At 42.3% G+C, this 25,034-nt stretch carries 16 protein-coding genes, 3 tRNA genes, 3 rRNA genes, 1 other RNA gene and 1 other annotated feature; of the genes, 6 read left to right on the forward strand and 17 right to left on the reverse strand.

Annotation, left to right across the window (positions count from 1 at the left end):
* Window positions 1-96 precede the first annotated feature (96 nt).
* Window positions 97-361: signal recognition particle sRNA large type (gene ffs, locus ABVJ71_RS11260), an RNA gene on the reverse strand.
* Between the two features lie 76 nt (window positions 362-437).
* Window positions 438-914 (reverse strand): tRNA adenosine(34) deaminase TadA, encoded by a 477-nt coding sequence (gene tadA / locus ABVJ71_RS11265; RefSeq protein WP_353854087.1) that lies wholly within the window; start codon window positions 912-914, stop codon window positions 438-440.
* A gap of 80 nt (window positions 915-994) precedes the next feature.
* On the opposite strand from tadA, the gene ABVJ71_RS11270 reads away from it, so the two are divergent.
* The 4 genes from ABVJ71_RS11270 (at window position 995) to ABVJ71_RS11285 (ending at window position 4,252) form a co-directional block, all read left to right on the forward strand.
* Window positions 995-1,549, forward strand: coding sequence for an isochorismatase family cysteine hydrolase (locus tag ABVJ71_RS11270; protein WP_353854088.1), 555 nt, complete (start codon window positions 995-997; stop codon window positions 1,547-1,549).
* Between the two features lie 45 nt (window positions 1,550-1,594).
* Window positions 1,595-2,896 carry a glycoside hydrolase family 18 protein gene (locus ABVJ71_RS11275; protein WP_353854089.1) on the forward strand — a complete coding sequence of 434 codons (1,302 nt, stop codon included), beginning with the start codon at window positions 1,595-1,597 and terminating at the stop codon, window positions 2,894-2,896.
* Window positions 2,897-2,975: 79 nt separating this feature from the next.
* Window positions 2,976-3,599: a deoxynucleoside kinase gene (locus ABVJ71_RS11280; protein WP_353854090.1), complete on the forward strand. Its 624-nt coding sequence runs from the start codon at window positions 2,976-2,978 to the stop codon at window positions 3,597-3,599.
* Window positions 3,596-4,252, forward strand: a complete 657-nt coding sequence (locus ABVJ71_RS11285; RefSeq protein WP_353854091.1) for a deoxynucleoside kinase — start codon at window positions 3,596-3,598, stop codon at window positions 4,250-4,252. The genes ABVJ71_RS11280 and ABVJ71_RS11285 overlap by 4 nt, the downstream gene beginning before the upstream one ends.
* Before the next feature lie 93 nt (window positions 4,253-4,345).
* Here ABVJ71_RS11285 and ABVJ71_RS11290 read toward each other — a convergent pair.
* The 5 genes from ABVJ71_RS11290 to pdxS form a co-directional block, all read right to left on the reverse strand.
* Window positions 4,346-4,438: transfer RNA gene (locus tag ABVJ71_RS11290), tRNA-Ser, on the reverse strand.
* 246 nt (window positions 4,439-4,684) lie between these two features.
* The gene (locus ABVJ71_RS11295; RefSeq protein ID WP_353854092.1) at window positions 4,685-5,515 is read right to left on the reverse strand and encodes a methyl-accepting chemotaxis protein; all 831 of its coding nucleotides are present in this window, start codon (window positions 5,513-5,515) and stop codon (window positions 4,685-4,687) included.
* Window positions 5,516-5,615: 100 nt separating this feature from the next.
* On the reverse strand, window positions 5,616-6,890 hold the full coding sequence (gene serS / locus ABVJ71_RS11300) for a serine--tRNA ligase (protein ID WP_353854093.1): 1,275 nt from the start codon (window positions 6,888-6,890) through the stop codon (window positions 5,616-5,618).
* A gap of 49 nt (window positions 6,891-6,939) precedes the next feature.
* Window positions 6,940-7,152 (reverse strand) — a binding site (T-box leader).
* Window positions 7,153-7,205: 53 nt separating this feature from the next.
* The gene (pdxT, locus tag ABVJ71_RS11305) at window positions 7,206-7,796 is read right to left on the reverse strand and encodes a pyridoxal 5'-phosphate synthase glutaminase subunit PdxT (RefSeq protein WP_353854094.1); all 591 of its coding nucleotides are present in this window, start codon (window positions 7,794-7,796) and stop codon (window positions 7,206-7,208) included.
* A 20-nt stretch (window positions 7,797-7,816) separates the two neighbouring features.
* Entirely contained in the window at window positions 7,817-8,701 is an 885-nt protein-coding gene (gene pdxS, locus ABVJ71_RS11310) for a pyridoxal 5'-phosphate synthase lyase subunit PdxS (protein ID WP_353854095.1), read from the reverse strand.
* A gap of 245 nt (window positions 8,702-8,946) precedes the next feature.
* Here pdxS and ABVJ71_RS11315 point away from each other — a divergent pair, with 245 nt between their 5' ends.
* Entirely contained in the window at window positions 8,947-10,425 is a 1,479-nt protein-coding gene (locus ABVJ71_RS11315; protein WP_353854096.1) for a PLP-dependent aminotransferase family protein, read from the forward strand.
* Window positions 10,426-10,612: 187 nt separating this feature from the next.
* Here ABVJ71_RS11315 and ABVJ71_RS11320 read toward each other — a convergent pair whose 3' ends face one another.
* Both ABVJ71_RS11320 and guaB read right to left on the reverse strand, forming a co-directional pair.
* Window positions 10,613-11,938: a serine hydrolase gene (locus ABVJ71_RS11320; RefSeq protein ID WP_353854097.1), complete on the reverse strand. Its 1,326-nt coding sequence runs from the start codon at window positions 11,936-11,938 to the stop codon at window positions 10,613-10,615.
* Window positions 11,939-12,100: 162 nt separating this feature from the next.
* Window positions 12,101-13,567 (reverse strand): IMP dehydrogenase, encoded by a 1,467-nt coding sequence (gene guaB / locus ABVJ71_RS11325; RefSeq protein ID WP_353854098.1) that lies wholly within the window; start codon window positions 13,565-13,567, stop codon window positions 12,101-12,103.
* Window positions 13,568-13,688: 121 nt separating this feature from the next.
* Between guaB and ABVJ71_RS11330 the strand changes: the two genes are divergently transcribed.
* Window positions 13,689-14,657, forward strand: coding sequence for a YaaC family protein (locus ABVJ71_RS11330; protein ID WP_353854099.1), 969 nt, complete (start codon window positions 13,689-13,691; stop codon window positions 14,655-14,657).
* Between the two features lie 11 nt (window positions 14,658-14,668).
* Here the strand turns inward: ABVJ71_RS11330 and rrf are convergent.
* From rrf to remB, 8 genes are all read right to left on the reverse strand, one after another.
* Window positions 14,669-14,784, reverse strand: a 5S ribosomal RNA gene (gene rrf / locus ABVJ71_RS11335).
* 61 nt (window positions 14,785-14,845) lie between these two features.
* Window positions 14,846-17,776, reverse strand: a 23S ribosomal RNA gene (locus ABVJ71_RS11340).
* A 93-nt stretch (window positions 17,777-17,869) separates the two neighbouring features.
* Window positions 17,870-17,945 (reverse strand) — tRNA-Ala (locus ABVJ71_RS11345).
* Window positions 17,946-17,960: 15 nt separating this feature from the next.
* Window positions 17,961-18,037: transfer RNA gene (locus ABVJ71_RS11350), tRNA-Ile, on the reverse strand.
* 95 nt (window positions 18,038-18,132) lie between these two features.
* A 16S ribosomal RNA gene (locus tag ABVJ71_RS11355) occupies window positions 18,133-19,681 on the reverse strand.
* Together the 16S, 23S and 5S rRNA genes with 2 tRNA genes alongside form the textbook arrangement of a ribosomal RNA operon.
* Before the next feature lie 404 nt (window positions 19,682-20,085).
* A complete protein-coding gene (gyrA, locus tag ABVJ71_RS11360; protein ID WP_353854100.1) occupies window positions 20,086-22,578 on the reverse strand; it encodes a DNA gyrase subunit A in 2,493 nt (830 codons plus the stop codon).
* Between the two features lie 229 nt (window positions 22,579-22,807).
* Window positions 22,808-24,724: a DNA topoisomerase (ATP-hydrolyzing) subunit B gene (gene gyrB, locus ABVJ71_RS11365; protein WP_353854101.1), complete on the reverse strand. Its 1,917-nt coding sequence runs from the start codon at window positions 24,722-24,724 to the stop codon at window positions 22,808-22,810.
* Between the two features lie 55 nt (window positions 24,725-24,779).
* Complete coding sequence (remB, locus tag ABVJ71_RS11370; RefSeq protein WP_353854102.1) at window positions 24,780-25,025, reverse strand: extracellular matrix regulator RemB; 246 nt, start codon at window positions 25,023-25,025, stop codon at window positions 24,780-24,782.
* Window positions 25,026-25,034: the final 9 nt, after the last annotated feature.

Here is a 25,034-nt window from a genome sequence, read left to right on the forward strand (position 1 = left end):
AGCTATTTGTCTAACCAAAGCGTTTAAATTATGCTTTGAACAGAAACAAAAAACTCACCTAGATAAACTAGATGAGTTGCATTTAATATTTATTTACCGTGCACCTTCTGTCGATTCGCTACCCCAAACGTTACTTAAACAGTTAGCTCGGCCCAGGCAACCCTGCGGCACATGAGAGGTTTCACTTAATGCTGCTTCCTTCCGGACCTGACATGGTTCATGAATTCCCATTGCGCAGGACCCAGACGTCAACACCACTTATTTAAGGCAGACCTTGAAGTAAACGAACCTCGAGAAGGGATTCGACCTCGCTAGAGCGGATTGCGAGTACAGGGCACCGCTACCTCCCCGCTTAGCACGGCAAAATGAATATTAAATTGTCAGTGACGCAGACATAAGTATACCTTCTTAGAGCTGAAATTGCAAACGGCAGCCATTCATTTACTTTTCACCTGTTTCTTTTGCTGACGGAGCTTTCGAAAGAATTGACTTAATAACTCACTACATTCTTTTTCTAGTACACCACCAATCACTTCGGACTGATGATTGAACCGATCATCATTTAGCAAATTCATTAAAGTACCTGCACATCCACCTTTGGGATCGTATGCGCCAAACACTACTTTTTTCACTCTTGATAGCACAATAGCTCCTGCACACATTGGGCATGGTTCAAGCGTGACATAAAGAACTGCTTCTTCAAGCCGCCAGCTCCCAGTATGTTTACACGCTTCATCGATTGCAAGCAATTCTGCATGTGCAATTGAACGCTGCTCATTTTCCCTTAAATTATGAGCACGGCTCACAATCTGATCGTCTATCACTAAAACTGCACCAATTGGCACTTCACCTATTTGCTCTGCTTTTAATGCTTCAATAATGGCTTCTTGCATAAACTGTTCATCTTTATTCATAAGCACTGCTCTCTTTTCATGTTTTTTAAAAGGATATTGAGGTTAACATATGACCACAATCTTCTGAAGGGGGTCTTATTTTGTCCAATCATCAAAAGGCACTTCTTATCATCGACATGATTAATAATTTTGATTTTAACATGGGGCATGTTCTGGCTGAAAAAACAAAGCAAATAACCACTAAAATTTTAGCTCTTAAACAGCTCGCTTTCAAGAAGAAATGGCCAATTATATATATCAACGATCACTATGGCATTTGGAAAGCTGATATTCAAGCTGTCATAAAAAAGTGTGAAAATGAAAGAAGCCGCCCAATTTTAGAGAAAATCGCTCCATCAAGCCATGATTACTTCTTAATCAAACCTAAGCATTCCGCTTTCTATGGAACAGCACTGGAGACACTATTAAATGAGCTAGGTGTTCAGGAAATTATTTTAACGGGTATTGCAGGCAACATTTGCGTACTTTTCACTGCAAACGATGCTTATATGCGGGAATTCAATCTGATCGTACCTAAAGATTGTATCGCTTCAAATAACAATAGAGACAACGACTATGCTTTAACAATGATGAAGAACGTTCTTCTTGCAAATATCACTACCGCTAAGGATATCATGAATGAAAATCAAACATGATTTATCTATAACCCTCATAAATTGATAGCAATAACAAAGGGGGCGTTGATCATCCAAATTTATGTTGTCAAAAGAGGAGATACCTTAAGTGAAATTGCATTACGTTTCAAAACAACTGTAAACGAAATCATTCGTACCAACGACATCCAAACACCTAATCAACTTGTCGTTGGACAAACAATTGTCATCCCAATTAGAGGGCAATTTTATGAGGTAAAGCAAAATGACACTCTTTATACAATTGGAAGGAGGTTTCAAATTTCCGTAGAGGAATTGGCTCGTGTGAACAGAATTCAATCTGGAGCTATACTCCCTATACGCTTTTTACTGTATATTCCTGAAAGACCAAAAAGAAATATTCATTCAAATGCCTATATTGAACCACGTGGAAATCAAGTCAGTGAGAATTTAAAGCAGGCAGCTAGAGAAGCTTCGCCATACTTAACACATTTAGGCGTCTTTAGTTTCCAAGCCAAAAGAGACGGAACACTTCGAGAACCGCCATTAGATCAACTACCTCAGATTGCCGCTCAGAGCAGAACGGTTTTAACTATGGCTATTACTAATCTAGAAAATGAAAAATTCAGTGATGAACTTGGGCGTACCCTTTTAACAAATCAAGCTGTCAAAACAACATTTTTAAATGAAATCGTTCGTGTTGCTAGAAAGTATCAATTTAAAGAAATTCATTTTGATTTTGAATACTTACGCCCTGCTGATAAAGATGCCTATATTAAATTTTTAAAAGAAGCTACCTCTCGCCTTCACCGAGAGGGGTGGACAATTTCTGTAGCACTTGCTCCTAAAACAAGTAGTGAACAAAAAGGGAAATGGTACGAAGCCCATGACTATGCAGCTATCGGTCAGATCGTCGATCATGTTGTATTAATGACCTACGAATGGGGGTATAGTGGTGGACCTGCACAAGCAGTTTCTCCAATTGGACCCGTCCGCCAAGTGATTGAATATGCGTTGACTGTCGTGCCAGCCAATAAAATTGTGATGGGACAGAATTTATATGGCTATGATTGGACTCTTCCATTTGTCCCAGGTGGCCCATTCGCCAAAGCAGTCAGTCCTCAACAAGCCATCGCTATTGCTAGAGATCATAATGTATCCATTCTTTACGATGAAACGGCACAAGCACCTTATTTCCGTTATACTGATGCGAATAACAAACAACATGAGGTGTGGTTCGAAGACGCAAGATCTATCCAAGCAAAATTCAATCTCATCAAAGAGCTAAACCTTAACGGCATTGCTTATTGGAAACTAGGCTTATCCTTCCCACAAAATTGGCTCTTATTATCAGATCAATTTAATATTGAAAAAAGAACAACATCGTAATCTATTCACTCTATCTCCTAAAAGGGGTATGGTACAATATACATTGGTTTGACAACTTTACAGATAGAGGAGAACGCCTATGTATCCTGCCCCTTTTATTGCAGTGGAAGGCCCAATTGGAGCCGGAAAAACAACTTTGGCTACAATGCTTGCGAAGGAATTTCAATATTCTTTAGTGAAAGAGATTGTAGAAGAAAATCCATTCTTAAATAAATTTTATGAAGATATGGGACAATGGAGCTTTCAGCTTGAGATGTTCTTTTTATGCAACCGGTTTAAACAGTTGGAATCCATTCAAGAAGAATATGTGAATAAGAAGCAGCCGATTGTTACTGACTATCATGTCTATAAAAATATGATTTTTGCAGAAAGAACATTATCAAAAAAACACATGGAAAAATACAGAAAAATCTATCACTTGCTAACAGATGATCTGCCTAGACCTAATGCCATCATTTATATAAAAGCAAGCCTCCCCACCTTACTTGAAAGAATACAGATGAGAGGGCGCTCTTTTGAAGAAGACATCGATCCAGTTTATTTAAAGAATTTAATTGAAGATTATGAATTGGCCATCGAACATTTAAAACAGACTGACCCAAAGCTCCCTGTCATTACAATTGAGGGGGATGATACAGACTTTGTTTCCTCACAGCAGGATTACCAGCAAATTGTACAGAAGATAAAGGAGCAAGTACTATGACAAATATTGAAATACCAAAGGACGCAGTGATTACAATCGCAGGGACTGTCGGTGTCGGGAAATCGACCATGACTAAATCAATAGCGGACAAGCTAGGATTTCAGACTTCTCTCGAAAAAGTAGATGATAATCCGTATTTAGAGCACTTTTATTCAGATTTTCAAAGATGGAGCTTTCATTTACAGGTCTATTTTCTTGCGGAGCGTTTTAAAGAACAAAAACGAATTTTTGAGTCCGGTGGAGGGTATGTTCAAGATCGATCTATTTATGAAGATACAGGCATTTTTGCTAAAATGCATGCTGACAAAGGCACCATGTCCAAAATAGATTATGAAACGTACACTAGTCTATTTGAGGCAATGGTCATGACACCTTACTTCCCTCATCCTGATGTACTCATTTACTTGCATGGGGACTTAGATCATATTTTACATCGAATTGAAGAGCGCGGAAGAGAGATGGAGATTCAAACAGATCGAACGTATTGGGAGGAAATGTACAATCGATATAGTGAATGGATCGAACAATTTGACTTATGTCCGGTCATCAAAATGAATATTGAAAATTATGATTTACTTCATGATGAAAGTTCGCTTGATCCCATTCTTCATGAGATTGCTTCTGTTATTCAAAAAAGTCGTTCTCGTTCTTAAGACAATAAAAAAACCGCTGCATTTAAAGATGCAGCGGTGCGACAATTTCCAATTTTATGCTTGGGTTTCAATTCAACTTAGGTAATATCAATATGGCGGAGGAAGAGGGATTCGAACCCCCGCGGGCTTTGACACCCCTGTCGGTTTTCAAGACCGATCCCTTCAGCCAGACTTGGGTATTCCTCCGTATCGACAAGGATTAATATATCATATCAAATCATCAGAAGTCAACATCTTTTTGAAAAAAGTTTCATCATTCTATTTAGCCATGTAAGAAATAGTCTAAAAAGTAGCCTAATGGCTACCCCAGTAGGAAGACCTGAGATATTGAGGAGAGAATGAAACATTCGTGAGCACAGGACGCTCGAGATCTGACAATGAATACGAAGGTTTGTCTACACGCTGAAGTAGCCTAATAGGGCTATCCTTAATCTATTGTGAATCTTGTCTGATTTCTTCAATAAAATGGTTCATTTCTTCTTTAAAATCATTTAATGATTCGATGATCTTTGTAAAGTCTGTTACTTGTTTGGCTTGTTCGTTTGTGGAACTACTGATTTGTGAAATATTTTCAGACAACGTTCCAATGCTGTCCTGAATTTCTTTTAAAAATGTATTAATGGTTTCGGCGGCTTCCTTTGAGCCATCTGATAATTTACGCACTTCATCTGCAACGACGGCAAATCCTTTTCCATTTTCGCCTGCTCTTGCCGCTTCAATTGCAGCATTTAGCCCCAGCAAGTTTGTTTGTCTAGCAATACCGCCAATTGTTTTGACTACTTCTTCAATGTTAGCAGACTTCTCTTCCGCTCTTCCTGCCTGCTCACTAATTTCTAAGCTTGTTGCAGCCAGCTCTTGTGAATGAGCAGCAATTTGCTCAATTCCACTTTGCAGCTCTTTCGCTACTTTATTAATATGCTCCATGTAGCCGCTTAATTTCTTTTCACGATGATGTGAAAGAGCAACTAAAAATGTGCCAATCACTTTTCTTTCTTCATCAAAAATCGGGTAACCCTTTACAGCAATTTCATAGCCATATAAAGACTCTGGTAAATGACCTTCGTATTCTTGTCCTCTTAACGTCGTCGCAACGTTCTGGTCTTCAGGATTCAATTTATCCCCTACTTTAATACCAAAATCTACAGTGGTTGACGGATAATAACAAAGCACCCTCTCTGTATCTGTGATGCCGAAAAGGATACTGTCATCTAGAACTTTTCTTATCAAATGAGCCATTTCTACATAATAGTCAAGCCTATTCAAAGTTATTCCTTCTTTCCTAGAGCTTTTAGTTTTTTTATCGGCTTATTTTAGAAAAGCTGTAGAACTTTAGATAAAAAGAATAAGATGCCATGGTGGCATCTTATTTGATTACTTCTTTATTTCCCATATAAGGACGCAGTACTTCAGGAATCATCACAGTACCGTCCTCTTGTTGATAATTCTCTAAAATGGCTGCTACTGTTCTTCCTACCGCTAAACCAGAGCCATTTAATGTGTGTACATGTTCTGGTTTTGCCTTAGGCTCAGGGCGGAAGCGAATGTTAGCCCGTCTTGCTTGGAATGCTTCGAAGTTACTGCAAGAAGAGATCTCACGATATGTGTTCTGACTTGGAATCCATACTTCTATATCGTATTTCTTCGCAGCCGTAAAGCCTAAGTCACCTGTACACATGCTCATGACTCGATATGGCAATTTCAATAATTGAAGCACCTTTTCTGCTTGATTCGTTAGTTTCTCTAATTCTTCATAAGAATCTTCTGGTTTTACAAATTTCACAAGCTCTACCTTGTTGAATTGGTGCTGACGAATGAGTCCGCGTGTATCTCTACCGGCTGACCCAGCTTCTGATCTAAAACAAGCACTGAATGCCGCATAATTGATTGGAAGCTGTTCACCTTCAAGAATTTCGTCGCGGTGCATATTTGTGATTGGCACTTCGGCAGTTGGAATGAGGAAATAATCTTCTTCTCTAATTTTAAATGCATCCTCCTCAAACTTTGGAAGTTGGCCAGTCCCTGTCATGCTTGCTCTGTTGACCATGTAAGGCGGGATGACTTCTGTAAAACCAAATTCATCAACATGCAAATCCAACATAAAGTTATAAAGTGCTCGCTCCAAGCGCGCTCCTAACCCTTTATAAAAGACGAAACGGCTTCCTGTTACTTTTCCTGCACGTTCAAAATCTAAAATATTTAACTCATCTGCTACATCCCAATGCGGTTTTGGTTCAAATGAAAACGCTGGCTGTTCGCCCCACTTTCTCACTTCAATGTTGTCATCTTCTGTTTCACCAATGGGTACAGAGTCATGAGGGATATTCGGAATAGAGAGAAGAATGCTTTGTAGACTTTCTTCCACTGTTCTTAACTCATCATCGAGCTTCTTGATCTCGTCTCCAACCTCACGCATTTCTTTAATAATGTGATCAGCGTCTTTCTTTTCTCTTTTGAGAACTGCCACTTGCTGTGATACTTCATTTCTTCTGCTCTTTAATTCTTCTGTTTTCCCAATCAGTTCTCTTCTTTTTTGATCTAGTTCACCAAACTTATCAAAATCAGTTAAATCTTCGCCTCTGTGGGCTAATTTTTCTTTAATTTGATCAAAGTCAGTGCGCAGTTGTTTAATGTCCAGCATATGTTACACTCCTTTTTTTATCGAAAAATAAAAAGAGCCCTCATCCCATGAAAGGGACGAGAGCTCTCGCGTTGCCACCCTGATTGAAAGCATGAACATGCTTTCCTCTTTCTTCTATAACGGCATCACCGTAAATGCTTACTCCTCGTGTTTCAGCACTTCGCTCAAGGATGGATTCAGAACGCATCTTTCACCGATTCTCACCAACCATCGGCTCTCTGAGAAAGAGGGGCGTCTTACTGTTTCCTGTCAACGCTTTTTCGATCTTTAATTGTGATTTTAATGTACTATAAGTTTTATCTCTTTTCAACCGTTTTATACAGCTAATTTCGTTTTGTATGTCTTCACCATGTCGACGAACAACTGAGTTATCCGATAATCGTCTGTCAGCTCCGGATGAAAAGAACAGCCTAGAATATTCTTTTCCTTTGCCATAACAATCCTGCCGTCATATTCAGCCAAGATCTCCACGCTTTCATCTGCACTGATAATATGCGGTGCTCGGATGAATACGCCTGTAAATGGTGTATCTAATCCTTTGATCTCTAAATCTGCTTCAAAGCTATCCACCTGTCTGCCAAATGAATTACGTGCAACTGATACATTCAACAATCCAAGGTGGGCATCTTCTTGATCTTTTATATGCTTTGCAAGCATAATGAGACCCGCACATGTTCCAAAAATCGGTTTCCCTTGAGCAGCAAATGCTTTGATCGGCTCAATAAATTGGTACGTATCCATGAGTCTTCTCATTGTTGTACTTTCTCCACCAGGAATAATGAGACCGTCAACGGATTCTAGTTCTTCTACTCGTTTGATGATCTTCCCTTCTTCGCCACAGGCTTCAATCGATTGAAGATGCTCTCTCACCGCTCCTTGAAGCCCAAGTACACCAATTGTTAACATATTCTTTTGCGCTCCCTTAATTACCAGCCACGCTCTTGCATACGTTCTTCTGGCAGTAGATTTGAAATGTCAATTCCTTTCATGGCTGTACCCAGCTCTTTAGAAAGTTCTGCAATTAAACGGTAATCTGTGAAATGAGTCGTTGCTTCTACAATGGCTTTTGCAAACTTAGCAGGATTTTCTGATTTAAAAATACCAGATCCGACAAATACGCCATCCGCTCCAAGCTGCATCATTAACGCAGCATCAGCTGGTGTTGCAACACCTCCAGCTGCAAAGTTAACGACTGGTAGCTTGCCGTCCTTTTTAATTTGAAGCAATAATTCATAAGGTGCTCCTAGATTTTTCGCTTCTGTCATGATTTCATCTTCACTCATCGCTGCTACTTTTCGAATCTGAGCATTGACCTTTCTTATATGACGGACAGCTTCTACAATGTTGCCTGTCCCAGGTTCTCCTTTCGTACGCAGCATAGACGCACCTTCAGCAATACGTCGGGTGGCCTCGCCTAGGTCACGACATCCACATACAAAAGGCACAGTATATTCGTTTTTATTTAAATGGAATTCTTCATCTGCAGGCGTTAGCACTTCACTCTCATCAATATAATCGACACCAAGTGCTTCAAGAACACGAGCCTCCACGATATGGCCAATACGGGCTTTTGCCATGACTGGAATCGTTACTGCATTTTGTACTTCTTCTACGATTCTTGGGTCTGCCATACGGGCGACACCGCCTGCAGCACGAATATCAGCTGGTACACGCTCTAATGCCATTACAGCAACCGCACCTGCTTCTTCTGCAATCTTTGCCTGTTCAGCGTTGACGACATCCATGATGACGCCACCCTTTTGCATTTCTGCCATTCCACGTTTTACTCGTTCAGTTCCCTTATTGCTCACTATTGTTGCCTCCCATTTGTTTATTCAATTGCTTCAACATGTCTATCATACAAGTGAAATAGTATAACAATAAAGAGAATAGTATAACAATTCAATCAATCCTTAAAAATGTATAAATCCCACTAAATACAGTGTTCACAGCCTAAAATGACTGGTTATTCTGTTTGATCGTGATTTACATGCTATAATCTATATATAACAATACAAATCAATGTATAACAATTTGCGATGACTGGAGGATTCTCATGCATATTGATATTCATCGGCACTCAGATACATCTCTTTCAAATCAAATCTATGTTTCTATCATTGATCACATTCAATCCGGTTTGCTTCAGCAAGGAGACAAATTGCCAACTGTACGTGATTTAGCTAAGCAATTGAATGTCAGTCTCGTCACTGTAGCAAAGGCGTATACCCGACTTAAAGACGACGGGTATTTAACGGCTGTGCAAGGTAAGGGGACGTTCGTTGATGAATTACAAGAACAAACAGACATGCCGGTTCAATCATCTACCTCTTTCGATTGGCAGCTATCCATCCCGGATTACTTACCACGATCTCAGTTTGCCCAGTATCACTATGTAGAAGAGGCAATTAACCTTTCCTCCTCTATGATTGACCCAGGACTTTTGCCAAATCGGTATTTAGAAAAGGAAATGCAACAAGTTTTAATCCATCATCCTCAAATTATGTCGAAATATGGGGAAATTCAAGGAGACTTACAGCTTCGACAGGTGATTCAGTCCTTTTTAGAGAAGCTGGACGTGCCTTCTACCCCTGAAAATATCCTTGTGACAAGCGGTTCCCAGCAAGGACTTGATTTAGTCGCTAGAACGTTTATCGGTCCTGATGATGTCGTTGTCATGGAAGCCCCCACCTATCCAGGAGCCATTGATGTTTTTATGGGAAGAGGGGCAAGAATTATTACAGTACCAGTTGATCATGAAGGAATGAATATGAAGCAACTTCAAAGTATTTGTGATAAATATAAGCCAAAGCTTATTTATACGATTCCTACCTTTCACAGTCCTACAGGAGCCAGTATGTCGATGAAACGGAGAAAACAGCTCCTGCTATTGGCACAGAGTATTGATTGTCTCATTGTAGAAGATGACCCATATCGGGAGCTTTATTTTGAAAAGAAGCCACCGGCACCGATTAAAAGCCTTGATTATGATGGGCATGTCATTTATTTAAGAGGATTAAGTAAAACGCTTGCTCCGGGTTGCAGAATCGGGATTATTACAGCGTCAGGTTCGATATTTAATCGTTTATTAGCTGCGAAGGCCAATAATGATTTGGGGAGTCCCCTTCTTACACAAAAGGCTATTTTGCCATTTCTGACATCGAAGAAAATGATTGATCATACGAAGAAATTAAGAACGGCCTTAAAGGTGAGACGAGATTTAATGATTGATGTTTTGACACAACACGCACCGAAGGATGTGAAATGGCAAGTTCCACAAGGCGGGCTCAATTTGTGGTTAAGCTTTCCTTATTGGGTGGATACCCGTGCGTTATTACATGAAGCCCGTAAACAGCAAATCACTTTCCTGCCAGGCTCTGTCTGCTATCCTGGGGAGCCAAAGCAAAATTACATTCGTCTCAGCTTTTCTTATGTGAATGAAAAGGCCCTGATTGAAGGTATGCAAAAATTATGTAGCATTTTTCAGCAAAGCTTGTCAGCCCCTCAAAATCAAAAACAATCCCTTTTCTTTTGACGACAAAAAACTGCTCTCACTAATAGAGAGCAGTTCAGTTTGTTGCCAAAGGGGGTTTCTTTTACCCTTTGGCATCTTTTCAAGGAAAACCCAAGCTACTTATGCGGAGCGAACGGAACATTCGTGAGCACTAGCCCACAGATCTGACAACAAATGCGAGGGTTTGTCTACACACTGAGCAGCTTTTTTAGAACCAACCTTTTACTGTATCTACAATGCCGCCCCATATGCCAGCGAAGAATCCGCCTACACCGCGCATTGCAAGAATAAACCAGTTTGCTTTTTCGTCGCTTGTTTTTGTCACAAGCTCAACACCTGATTGGTCTTTATTGAGATAACCATAGTCTTTCTCAGCACCGGAATAAGAAGTCGTTAGCATCCCAACCTTCGTTCCTTTTTTAATAGGAGCTTCTAGTTTCTTTTTCTCTAAATTTACTTTTGCTTTATAACTCTTTTCGTCGCCATTTTTCACAGGAACAGAAAATGCTTCTTTCGTCACGACCGCTACTTCTTTATCTTTTCCTTTATCAACTTCGATGTTTTCATGTCCCTTGACTTGCTGTCCTTTTTTGTACATTTGTTTCATCGTAAAGTTTTTAAAAGCATAGTCGAACAATTTTTTCGCAACGTCGAAACGAGCTGTATGAAGATTTCCTTTTGCATTTAGGATGACGGCAATGACGCGCATATCACCTCGTTTTGCTGTGCCCGTGAAACTAGAACCGGCTGATTCAGTAGAGCCTGTTTTTAGACCATCTACTCCTTCATATTCTTTCACAAGTCCTTTTAACATGAAGTTCCAGTTTGGCATATCCATTTCATCGTCTGTGCCTTCTCTGAACTTTGCCTTAGCAATACTTGCTGTTTCAAGAATTTCTGGATAGTCTTTGATGAGATGCTGTGCAAGCAATGCCATATCTTTAGCAGAAACTTGACTTTCTTCATCAGGACCTGTACCCTTCGGCTGTTTGCCATGTAAATCTTTATTTTCTAATCCAGTAGCATTGACGAATTTGTAATTTGTTAAACCTAGTTCTTTCGCCTTTGCATTCATTTTTTCAACAAACTTAGATTCTGATCCAGCGATCACCTCAGCCAGACCTATCGCTGCAGCATTTGCTGAATAAATAGCAGTGGCTTGATAAAGCTCTTTGACTGTGTATGAGCCATCTTTTCTTAGAGGAACATTTGATAAACTACGATCTTGGGAAATTTCGTATACATAATCATCTGGCGTATACGTTTGATCCCATTTCACTTTGCCTTCAGAAATTGCCTCTAACAATAGATACTCGGTCATCATCTTTGCCATACTCGCAATAGGGAGTCTTTGTTCTGCGTTTTTGCTATAAAGAATTTTTCCTGTAGAAGCTTCAATAAGGATGGCCGCTTTCGCATTCACATTGATAGGATCTTCAGCCGCTTTGGCTTTAGACATTGGTGCAAACGCTGTAACAATCAATGTCAGTGTAAGGATAGCGACCATAAGCTGTTTCAACATCTTGCTGTTCAATCGTCATACCTCCGTATTCATCATTTTTCGACGTTTTTTTCATATATATTTAATCCACAAGGGCTTATTTCAACACAACAGTATAAATTTTATCACAATAAAGACAAAAAAAATAGACAGAGTCTTAGACCCTGTCAAATGTAATTTGATTGTCACAATTTATCAAGAAATTGTGTAGTTTGGTGATTCTTTTGTAATTTGTACATCATGTGGATGACTCTCACGAAGACCTGCACCCGTCATGCGAATAAACTGCGCTTCCTCTCTAAGTGTGCGTAAGTCTTTTGTACCACAATAACCCATACCAGAACGAACACCACCAACAAGTTGGTAAACTGTATCAACAACTGGTCCTTTGTATGGTGTACGTCCTTCAATACCTTCTGGAACGAATTTTTTATTATCTTCTTGGAAATAACGATCTTTACTTCCTTTTTCCATAGCAGCAACAGAACCCATACCGCGATAAACTTTAAAACGTCTACCTTGATATATTTCTGTTTCTCCTGGGCTTTCTGAAGTACCAGCTAACAGGCTTCCTAGCATAACGGCATGTCCACCTGCTGCTAGTGCTTTGACAATATCACCTGAATATTTAATCCCACCATCTGCAATAATAGCCTTACCATGCTTTCTTGCTTCTGTTGCACAATCATAAATAGCTGTAATTTGTGGTACGCCTACACCTGCCACTACACGTGTTGTACAGATAGATCCTGGTCCAATACCAACTTTGACAATGTCTGCACCTGCTTCAATCAATGCTTTTGTTGCTTCTGCTGTTGCAACATTTCCAGCAATGATGTTCAGCGTTGGATACGTTTCACGGATTTTCGCTACAGTGTTTAGTACACCTTGAGAATGACCATGTGCTGTATCAATAACAATGACATCAACATTTGCTTCTACTAGTTTTTTCACTCGAATGAGTGTATCGCCAGTGACGCCAACTGCGGCACCGACAATTAAACGACCATGTGCATCTTTAGAGGAGTTAGGGAATTCAATCACTTTTTCAATATCTTTAATTGTAATAAGACCTTTTAGAGTTCCTTCGTCATCTACAAGAGGTAACTTTTCAATTTTGTATTGCTGTAGAATTTTTTCAGCTTCTTCTAATGTTGTACCAACAGAAGCAGTGACAAGTTCCTCTTTTGTCATAACGTCACTAATTTTCATTGAATAATCCGAAATAAAACGAAGGTCACGGTTCGTAATAATACCAACAAGCTTTTGATCTTCTTCGTTGTCTACAATCGGTACACCCGAAATGCGATATTTCCCCATTAAATGCTCTGCATCAAATACTTGATGCTCTGGTGTTAAGAAGAATGGATTTGTAATAACGCCACGTTCTGAGCGTTTTACTTTATCTACTTGTTCTGCTTGCTGTTCAATTGACATGTTCTTATGAATGATACCAAGACCACCTTGACGAGCCATAGCAATCGCCATTTGTGATTCCGTTACAGTATCCATTCCTGCACTAATAATTGGAATGTTTAGTTTTAATGTGCTTGTTAACTCAACAGATAAATCGACATCACGCGGAAGCACTTCAGACTTTGCTGGAACAAGCAGAACATCATCAAATGTCAAACCTTCTTTCGAAAATTTACTTTCCCACATTAGTAAATCCCCCTCTTTTCGGCAAAATATTATATGTAGATTATCAACTAGGAAACAGCATGTCAAGGAAGCAACAAACAGTTGCAATTTTTAGAAAATATGAAGAGAGTAGAGGTAGAAAATGAAAAGTTCAGGATGGAAGGATTTAAAACGTTTTTACTCACTTGAAACCTCCCAAAAGTTTCTAAATCAACAGTATCAAAAACGAGATATATCAGATTCAAACCAACATGCTTATAAAAACTGCGAGAGATTCATTTACTTTCTAAAACATGGTCATACGTTCTATGAACAAGCCGCCATTGCACCATTAGAACTTAAACCTATTTTATTATTTTATGGGATGACCCAGTTACTGAAAGCATGTTTGCTGACAGTCGATCCTCATTACCCTTCTCAAACTTCAGTCTTAGCCCATGGCGTGACGACAAGAAAAAGAAAGAAACAGCATTATCGCTTTAGTGAAGATGAAGTAAAAATCCAAAGGAATGGACTTTGTATGCATGTGTTGAAGCACTTATTTCATTTAAACGGTCTTGAAGATGAACGCTTCACAATGATCAATCTCCTTTCTAAAATACCTGAAATGAGTCATGTCCTTCAGTTTCAAAAGCAGCCTTCGACGTTAGTCAAAATTGAGAAAGCCAATGGAATGATGATTCAAGATCATATTCCACTTCTTTATAACATGTCACCTGAACGCTTTATAGAGTACTTTGAGTTCCATACAAATTGGAAGTTTAAAAATAGAGAGGCCAAGATACTGACTTTTGATGCATGTCTAGAAGAAAACCCTGCATTTGCCACTCATCTTCATTATGATTTAGAAACGGATCAATGGTTCATTCCATCAACAAGAGATGCCTTTTTAGGTATTCCTGAGATTATCAGCCATTACTTGCTGATGTATAACCTTAGCATGATTGCTCGTTATGAAACAGAATGGTGGTACGAGTTGCTCTCTCAATACATTAGTGATGATTATGTCATGATTGAGCGCTATATGGAGATTGCAGAAGAGAAGTTCCCTTCTTATATCATGATGCTGTTAGAAGAAAACACAAAAAAGACCAGTTCCGAATGGAACTGATCTTTAGACAAGCTTGGCGGCGTCCTACTCTCACAGGGGGAGACCCCCAACTACCATCGGCGCTGAAGAGCTTAACTTCCGTGTTCGGTATGGGAACGGGTGTGACCTCTTCGCTATCGCCACCAAACCTGATGGAGAGAATGTTCTCTCAAAACTAGATAACAATGTTCATGCTTCACATTAGAATATAGGTTAAGTCCTCGATCGATTAGTATCTGTCAGCTCCACGTGTCACCACGCTTCCACCTCAGACCTATCAACCTGATCATCTTTCAGGGATCTTACTTCCTTGCGGAATGGGAAATCTCATCTTGAGGGGGGCTTCATGCTTAGATGCTTTCAGCACTTATCCCGTCCGCACATAGCTACCCAGCGATGCCCTTGGCAGAACAACTGGTACACCAGCGGTGCGTCCATCCCGGTCCTCTCGTACTAAGGACAGCTCCTCTCAAATTTCCTGCGCCCGCGACGGATAGGGACCGAACTGTCTCACGACGTTCTGAACCCAGCTCGCGTACCGCTTTAATGGGCGAACAGCCCAACCCTTGGGACCGACTACAGCCCCAGGATGCGATGAGCCGACATCGAGGTGCCAAACCTCCCCGTCGATGTGGACTCTTGGGGGAGATAAGCCTGTTATCCCCGGGGTAGCTTTTATCCGTTGAGCGATGGCCCTTCCATGCGGAACCACCGGATCACTAAGCCCGACTTTCGTCCCTGCTCGACTTGTAGGTCTCGCAGTCAAGCTCCCTTGTGCCTTTACACTCTGCGAATGATTTCCAACCATTCTGAGGGAACCTTTGGGCGCCTCCGTTACATTTTAGGAGGCGACCGCCCCAGTCAAACTGCCCGCCTGACACTGTCTCCCTGCCCGTTAAGGGCAGCGGGTTAGAAGGTCAATACAGCCAGGGTAGTATCCCACCGATGCCTCCACCGAAGCTGGCGCTCCGGTTTCCAAGGCTCCTACCTATCCTGTACAAGCTGTACCAACATTCAATATCAGGCTGCAGTAAAGCTCCACGGGGTCTTTCCGTCCTGTCGCGGGTAACCTGCATCTTCACAGGTACTATAATTTCACCGAGTCTCTCGTTGAGACAGTGCCCAGATCGTTGCGCCTTTCGTGCGGGTCGGAACTTACCCGACAAGGAATTTCGCTACCTTAGGACCGTTATAGTTACGGCCGCCGTTTACTGGGGCTTCAATTCGCACCTTCGCTTACGCTAAGCGCTCCTCTTAACCTTCCAGCACCGGGCAGGCGTCAGCCCCTATACTTCGCCTTACGGCTTCGCAGAGACCTGTGTTTTTGCTAAACAGTCGCCTGGGCCTATTCACTGCGGCTTCTCGGGGCTTTAACACCCTAAGAAGCACCCCTTCTCCCGAAGTTACGGGGTCATTTTGCCGAGTTCCTTAACGAGAGTTCTCTCGATCACCTTAGGATTCTCTCCTCGCCTACCTGTGTCGGTTTGCGGTACGGGCACCTCTCACCTCGCTAGAGGCTTTTCTTGGCAGTGTGGAATCAGGAACTTCGCTACTAAATTTCGCTCGCCATCACAGCTCAGCCTTTTCGGGAAACGGATTTGCCTATTTCCCAGCCTAACTGCTTGGACGCGGATATCCATTACCGCGCTTACCCTATCCTCCTGCGTCCCCCCATTGCTCAAATGGTGAGGAGGTGGTACAGGAATATCAACCTGTTGTCCATCGCCTACGCCTTTCGGCCTCGGCTTAGGTCCCGACTGACCCTGAGCGGACGAGCCTTCCTCAGGAAACCTTAGGCATTCGGTGGACGGGATTCTCACCCGTCTTTCGCTACTCATACCGGCATTCTCACTTCTAAGCGCTCCACCAGTCCTTCCGGTCTGGCTTCTCTGCCCTTAGAACGCTCTCCTACCACTGTTCGTTAGAACAGTCCGCAGCTTCGGTGATACGTTTAGCCCCGGTACATTTTCGGCGCAGAGTCACTCGACCAGTGAGCTATTACGCACTCTTTAAATGGTGGCTGCTTCTAAGCCAACATCCTGGTTGTCTAAGCAACTCCACATCCTTTTCCACTTAACGTATACTTTGGGACCTTAGCTGGCGGTCTGGGCTGTTTCCCTTTCGACTACGGATCTTATCACTCGCAGTCTGACTCCCAAGGATAAGTCATCGGCATTCGGAGTTTGACTGAATTCGGTAACCCGGTAGGGGCCCCTAGTCCAATCAGTGCTCTACCTCCGAGACTCTTACCTTGAGGCTAGCCCTAAAGCTATTTCGGAGAGAACCAGCTATCTCCAGGTTCGATTGGCATTTCACCCCTACCCACACCTCATCCCCGCACTTTTCAACGTGCGTGGGTTCGGGCCTCCATTCAGTGTTACCTGAACTTCACCCTGGACATGGGTAGATCACCTGGTTTCGGGTCTACGACCACGTACTCTTGCGCCCTATTCAGACTCGCTTTCGCTGCGGCTCCGCATCTTCTGCTTAACCTTGCACGGGATCGTAACTCGCCGGTTCATTCTACAAAAGGCACGCCATCACCCGTTAACGGGCTCTGACTACTTGTAGGCACACGGTTTCAGGATCTATTTCACTCCCCTTCCGGGGTGCTTTTCACCTTTCCCTCACGGTACTGGTTCACTATCGGTCACTAGGGAGTATTTAGCCTTGGGAGATGGTCCTCCCGGATTCCGACGGAATTTCACGTGTTCCGCCGTACTCAGGATCCACTCTGGAGAGAATGACATTTCAGTTACAGGGCTGTTACCTTCTCTGGCGGGCCTTTCCAGACCTCTTCGCTTATATCATTCCTTTGTAACTCCGTATAGAGTGTCCTACAACCCCAAGAGGCAAGCCTCTTGGTTTGGGCTGTTCCCGTTTCGCTCGCCGCTACTTAGGGAATCGCATTTGCTTTCTCTTCCTCCGGGTACTTAGATGTTTCAGTTCCCCGGGTATGCCTTCTCATACTCTATGTATTCAAGTATGGATACTACTCCATTACGAGCAGTGGGTTTCCCCATTCGGAAATCTCCGGATCAATGCTTGCTTACAGCTCCCCGAAGCATATCGGTGTTCGTCCCGTCCTTCATCGGCTCCTAGTGCCAAGGCATCCACCGTGCGCCCTTTCTAACTTAACCATTTCTTACTTTAGAAAGAATCACTTTGTGTGATACACTTTGCATTCAATGTGAATGTATTACTTATTGTTATCTAGTTTTCAAAGAACACGTTGGTGGAGCCTAGCGGGATCGAACCGCTGACCTCCTGCGTGCAAGGCAGGCGCTCTCCCAGCTGAGCTAAGGCCCCGATATATAGAGAAGATGGTGGGCCTGAGTGGACTCGAACCACCGACCTCACGCTTATCAGGCGTGCGCTCTAACCAGCTGAGCTACAGGCCCATCTTTCATATCGAAGATATGATGTTGTAGGATCTTTTGCAAGTTCCTTCAAAACTAAACAAGACCAAAACGCACACTGCTCCATATATCCTTAGAAAGGAGGTGATCCAGCCGCACCTTCCGATACGGCTACCTTGTTACGACTTCACCCCAATCATCTGCCCCACCTTCGGCGGCTGGCTCCATAAAGGTTACCTCACCGACTTCGGGTGTTGCAAACTCTCGTGGTGTGACGGGCGGTGTGTACAAGGCCCGGGAACGTATTCACCGCGGCATGCTGATCCGCGATTACTAGCGATTCCAGCTTCACGCAGTCGAGTTGCAGACTGCGATCCGAACTGAGAACAGATTTGTGGGATTCGCTCAACCTTGCGGTCTCGCAGCCCTTTGTTCTGTCCATTGTAGCACGTGTGTAGCCCAGGTCATAAGGGGCATGATGATTTGACGTCATCCCCACCTTCCTCCGGTTTGTCACCGGCAGTCACCTTAGAGTGCCCAACTGAATGCTGGCAACTAAGATCAAGGGTTGCGCTCGTTGCGGGACTTAACCCAACATCTCACGACACGAGCTGACGACAACCATGCACCACCTGTCTCTCTGTCCCCGAAGGGAAAGCCCTATCTCTAGGGTTGTCAGAGGATGTCAAGACCTGGTAAGGTTCTTCGCGTTGCTTCGAATTAAACCACATGCTCCACCGCTTGTGCGGGCCCCCGTCAATTCCTTTGAGTTTCAGTCTTGCGACCGTACTCCCCAGGCGGAGTGCTTAATGCGTTAGCTGCAGCACTAAGGGGCGGAAACCCCCTAACACTTAGCACTCATCGTTTACGGCGTGGACTACCAGGGTATCTAATCCTGTTCGCTCCCCACGCTTTCGCTCCTCAGCGTCAGTTACAGACCAGAGAGTCGCCTTCGCCACTGGTGTTCCTCCACATCTCTACGCATTTCACCGCTACACGTGGAATTCCACTCTCCTCTTCTGCACTCAAGTTCCCCAGTTTCCAATGACCTTCCCCGGTTGAGCCGGGGGCTTTCACATCAGACTTAAGAAACCGCCTGCGAGCCCTTTACGCCCAATAATTCCGGACAACGCTTGCCACCTACGTATTACCGCGGCTGCTGGCACGTAGTTAGCCGTGGCTTTCTGGTTAGGTACCGTCATGGTACGAGCAGTGACTCTCGTACTTGTTCTTCCCTAACAACAGAGCTTTACGATCCGAAAACCTTCTTCACTCACGCGGCGTTGCTCCGTCAGACTTTCGTCCATTGCGGAAGATTCCCTACTGCTGCCTCCCGTAGGAGTCTGGGCCGTGTCTCAGTCCCAGTGTGGCCGATCACCCTCTCAGGTCGGCTACGCATCGTCGCCTTGGTGAGCCATTACCTCACCAACTAGCTAATGCGCCGCGGGTCCATCTGTAAGTGACAGCCGAAACCGTCTTTCATCCTTGAACCATGCGGTTCAAGGAACTATCCCGTATTAGCTCCGGTTTCCCGGAGTTATCCCAGTCTTACAGGCAGGTTACCCACGTGTTACTCACCCGTCCGCCGCTAACTTCCAGGAGCAAGCTCCCTTCTGTTCGCTCGACTTGCATGTATTAGGCACGCCGCCAGCGTTCGTCCTGAGCCAGGATCAAACTCTCCGAAGTATGCAGGATGCATATCACACATGCGTTGCTACACAATGTAACTTAGCATGTAATCATTCTCCTGCCTCGTCAGTTTGACTGACTACCTATGATGTATCATAGGATTTTTTATCAAATCTCGAATGAACAGGTACGTTTTGTCTTGTTTAGTTTTCAAAGAACTTGTTGGTCACTCTCTCAAAGCGACCACTTAAATATATCATATTTTTCTATCAACAGTCAATATTTTTCTCAAAAAAATAATTTGTTTTTTAAGAAGTTTTGCTGTGAAAGAGATGAAAAATAGGAGCCTCAATTTGCTCCTTTGAAAGATTAACATATATCTATGAAAAAAGCATTATAAAATTCAAAAAAAGTGGTGTTTTTTCAAAAATAATAAAGCCGGCTCGTGACCGGCTTTATTTTCACTCAGATTGCTCTTGATCTGCTTGAGAATCTTCTTCTATATTTTCATCATCATCTTCTGATTTTTCTACTAATGCTACCGTTGCGACATGCTCGTCATCATTTAGACGGATCAGACGTACACCTTGAGTGACTCGACCTGTTGTGGAGATATCTGAAACGGCCATTCGAATGATAACACCGCTCCCTGTAATAATCATCAGATCTTCTTCAACTTCAGCATTGGTCGCCTTCACTGCGACAAGCTGACCATTGTTATCGGTGATCTTACATGTTTTGAGACCTTTACCTCCACGGCTTTGTACACGATATTCTTTTTCAGGCGTCAATTTACCATAGCCTTTTTCGGTAACGATCAATACGTTAGCATTTGGTTCAAGGATTTCCATTCCAACGACAATGTCACCTTCAGAAAGTGTAATCCCTTTTACTCCAGCTGCCGTACGCCCCATTTCTCGGACGTCAGTCTCATGGAAACGAATTAACATGCCTTTTTTCGTTCCAATGATAATTTGTTTTTGTCCATTCGTTAAACGAACTGCCATCAGTTCATCTTCATCACGAAGACTCAGTGCAATGAGACCATTGTTTCGAATGTTTGCAAATTGAGACAATGACGTTCGTTTAGATACACCGTGTCTCGTTGTAAAGAAGAGATAAGAATCTTCATCGAATTCACTGACTGGAATAATAGCGTTAATCCATTCTCCTTTTTCTACTTCAAGAAGGTTGATGATCGGAATCCCTTTTGCAGTCCTTCCGAATTCAGGAATCTCATATCCTTTGGCACGATATACCTTCCCTTTATTAGAGAAAAAGAGAATTGTATCATGGGTGGACGTCGAGATCAACTGTTCAACGAAATCATCCTCGTTGGTCCCCATCCCTTGAACGCCTTTGCCGCCTCTTTTTTGACTGCGGTATGTAGAAGAAGGGAGACGCTTGATATAACCATTATGAGTTAGTGTAATGACAATGTTCTCAACAGGAATCAAGTCTTCATCTTCAATCGTTTCAATACCTGCTGTTACGATTTCAGTTCGTCGGGTATCATTGTAGCGTTCTTTGATTTCTGTTAATTCTTCTCTAATGATCTCAAGAACTTTCTCATTATCTGCTAAAATGGCTTTCAATTCAGCAATCAAGTCGACAAGTCCTTTATATTCATCTTCTATCTTTTCTCTTTCCAAGCCTGTGAGACGCTGGAGTCGCATATCGAGGATAGCTTGTGCTTGTTTTTCAGTCAAGCTATAGTTTTCCATTAAACCATTTCTCGCAATTTCAGCAGTTTGAGAATTTCTAATTAAAGAGATGACTTCATCTAGGTGATCAAGTGCAATTCTCAAGCCTTCTAAAATATGAGCTCTTGCTTCTGCTTTACGCAGCTCATACGCCGTTCTTCGGCGAATGATCACTTTCTGATGCTCAAGATAGTATTCAAGACATTGTTTCAGTGATAAGACCTTCGGTTGTCCATCAACAAGCGCCAATAAATTGATACCAAATGAGGTTTGAAGTGCCGTCTGTTTATAAAGGTTGTTTAATAAAACATGGACATTCGCATCTCTTCTCAGCTCTATGACAATACGCATACCATTACGATCTGATTCATCACGCAAATCTGTAATGCCATCAATCTTTTTATCACGTACAAGATCAGCAATTTTTTCAATCAAACGGGCTTTGTTAACTTGGTACGGAATTTCATTGATAACAATGCGCTGTTTACCGCTAGATGTTTCCTCAATGGTCGATTTCGCTCGTACCGTAATAGAACCGCGCCCTGTTTCATACGCTTTCCGAATTCCACTTCGACCAATGATTTGTCCAGCAGTTGGGAAATCTGGGCCTGGGATGATATCCATTAGCTCCTGTGTTGTTATCTCTGGGTTTTCACTGATAGCCAATACCCCATCAATCACTTCACCTATTTGATGCGGTGGAATATTTGTCGCCATTCCTACAGCAATTCCTGTCGCTCCATTGACCAATAGGTTTGGAAATCTTGCAGGCATAACGATTGGCTCTCTCTCACTGCCATCGTAGTTATCTTGATAATCAATGGTATCCTTTGTGATATCACGAAGGATTTCCATTGAAATCTTAGATAGCCGTGCTTCGGTATAACGCATAGCCGCAGCTCCGTCTCCATCGACTGAACCAAAGTTCCCGTGTCCATCAACTAACATATAGCGATAGTTAAAATCTTGCGCCATACGAACCATTGCTTCGTATACTGCACTATCACCGTGAGGGTGGTACTTACCGATAACTTCTCCGACAATACGTGCAGATTTCTTAAATGGCTTATCGCTTGTCATACCAAGGTCATTCATCGCATACAAAATTCTTCGATGTACTGGCTTCAATCCATCTCGTACATCTGGTAATGCACGCGAAACAATAACACTCATTGCATAATCTAAAAAGGATGTACGCATTTCTTGACTGATATTTACTTCGCGTACATTTGGTGTATGTTGTTCACTCACTATAAAGAACCTCCCTTTACGTATCACATGAAATAAATTATGTGGGAGTAAAATATGTATTTATCTTCACAAGACTATTCTCCATTATATCAATAATCTTGGCTTTATACACATTTATTTACGAGAAAATCAGCGAAACGTGGCAAACCAGGAAATTAGTTTCACAGTCATAATTCTTGAAAAACAACCTTATTCCAAACAAGAAATAAGGTTGTTCTTCAAGCCTGTCTTAAATATCAAGGTTTTTCACGTATTGCGCATTTTCTTCGATAAAGTTTCGTCTCGGCTCTACTTTATCTCCCATCAGCATTTCAAATGTCTCATCAGCATCGATCGCATCTTCAAGCGTTACTTGAAGAAGTGTTCTCGCCTCAGGGTCCATTGTTGTTTCCCAAAGCTGAGTAGCGTTCATCTCTCCAAGCCCTTTATAGCGCTGAAGCCCAGGTTTCGGCGTCTGAGGCAGTGTCTTTAATAGCTCATCTAGCTGTTTGTCGTTATACACATACTCCACACGTTTTCCTTGTTGCACTTTATATAAAGGCGGCTGTGCAATATACACATAACCATTTTCGATAATTTCACGCATATAGCGATAAAAGAATGTTAAGAGCAGCGTCCGAATATGGGCACCATCAACATCAGCATCTGTCATAATCACAACTTTGTGATAGCGAGCTTTCTCTAAAGTGAAGTCTTCACCAATTCCAGTCCCTAACGCTGTAATCATAGAGCGTACTTCATTGTTAGATAAAATTTTATCTAGTCGTGCTTTTTCAACGTTTAGGATTTTTCCTCTTAAAGGTAAAATCGCTTGGAAGTGACGATCACGTCCTTGCTTCGCAGATCCACCCGCAGAATCTCCCTCTACGATATAGAGCTCAGAGATAGATGGATCTTTAGAAGAACAGTCAGCCAGTTTTCCAGGTAAGCTAGAGACTTCCAGCGCACTTTTACGTCTTGTTAGCTCACGTGCCTTCTTGGCAGCCATTCTTGCACGAGCTGCCATAAGTCCCTTTTCAACAATTTTCTTCGCAGAATCAGGATTCTCCAGTAGGAATTTTTCAAGTGCTTCTGAGAAAAGAGAGTCTGTAATCGTTCTTGCTTCTGAGTTCCCAAGCTTTGTCTTCGTTTGACCTTCGAATTGAGGGTTTGGATGTTTAATCGAGATAATCGCTGTTAAGCCTTCTCGCACATCTTCACCGCTCAAATTCGAGTCTCCATCTTTGAACACGCCATTTTTACGAGCGTAATCATTGATAACGCGAGTAAGACCTGTTTTGAAGCCGGCTTCGTGTGCCCCGCCTTCGTATGTGTTGATATTGTTTGCGAAGGAATAAATATTGCTTGTATAGGAAGTGTTATACTGTAAAGCCACTTCTACAGTAATCCCGTCTTTTTCACCTTCGATATAAACAGGTTCTTCATGAACCACTTCTTTCGAGCGATTTAAATGTTCAACATAGCTCTTGATTCCGCCTTCGTAGCAATATTCATTTTTCCGCTCCTGGCCTTCACGCAAGTCTTCAATGATGATTTTAACACCTTTTGTTAAGAAGGCTAACTCACGCACACGATTGGCAAGTGTGTCGTAATCAAATTCAATGGTTTCAGTAAAAATTTCGGGATCTGGTACAAAATGAGTTGTTGTACCTGTCTTATCCGTTTCACCAATGACCTTTAAATCTGCAACTGGAACCCCGCGTTTGAATTGCTGATAATGAATTTTTCCATCACGATAAACTGTGACATCTAAGGTTGTAGATAAAGCATTTACAACAGATGCACCCACACCATGCAGACCGCCAGATACTTTGTAACCGCTGCCGTCAAACTTACCGCCAGCGTGAAGAACAGTCATAATCACTTCTACCGCAGGACGTCCCATTTTTTCATGAATCCCAACAGGAATACCGCGTCCGTTATCTTTCACTGTAATGCTATTGTCTTTTTCAATTTGCACCGTAATTTCTGTACAATACCCAGCTAGTGCTTCATCAATACTGTTGTCCACGATTTCCCATACAAGATGGTGAAGGCCTTTTGCATTGGTTGCCCCAATGTACATTCCTGGACGTTTTCTAACAGCTTCTAGTCCTTCGAGCACCTGTATCTGATTTTCATCATAAATATTATGTTGCTGTTCCATTGCCACGTACATTCACCTACACTTTTCTTAAACGATATTTATATGAATTGAACTTTTAGACTTCAATTTCAATTACAAACGAAGCACGTTTTTTGAGCGTGCTTGAGGAAAGAGGAGAGTAATAAATCGATTCAGTTGTGACGACAATGGATTTGGGCGTCCCTTGTGACAACGAAATGATTTGTTCCTTTTGTTTTTGAAGAAATTCTTCTACAACAGAAGATGATCTCATTTTGTAATCAACAATTGCAACAATCTCTCGTGTGGACACAACACAATCATCACCTAAATGAATATACAAGACTCACAC

The organism is Bacillus sp. Bos-x628 (assembly GCF_040500475.1).
Taxonomy (GTDB): domain Bacteria; phylum Bacillota; class Bacilli; order Bacillales; family Bacillaceae; genus Bacillus; species Bacillus maqinnsis.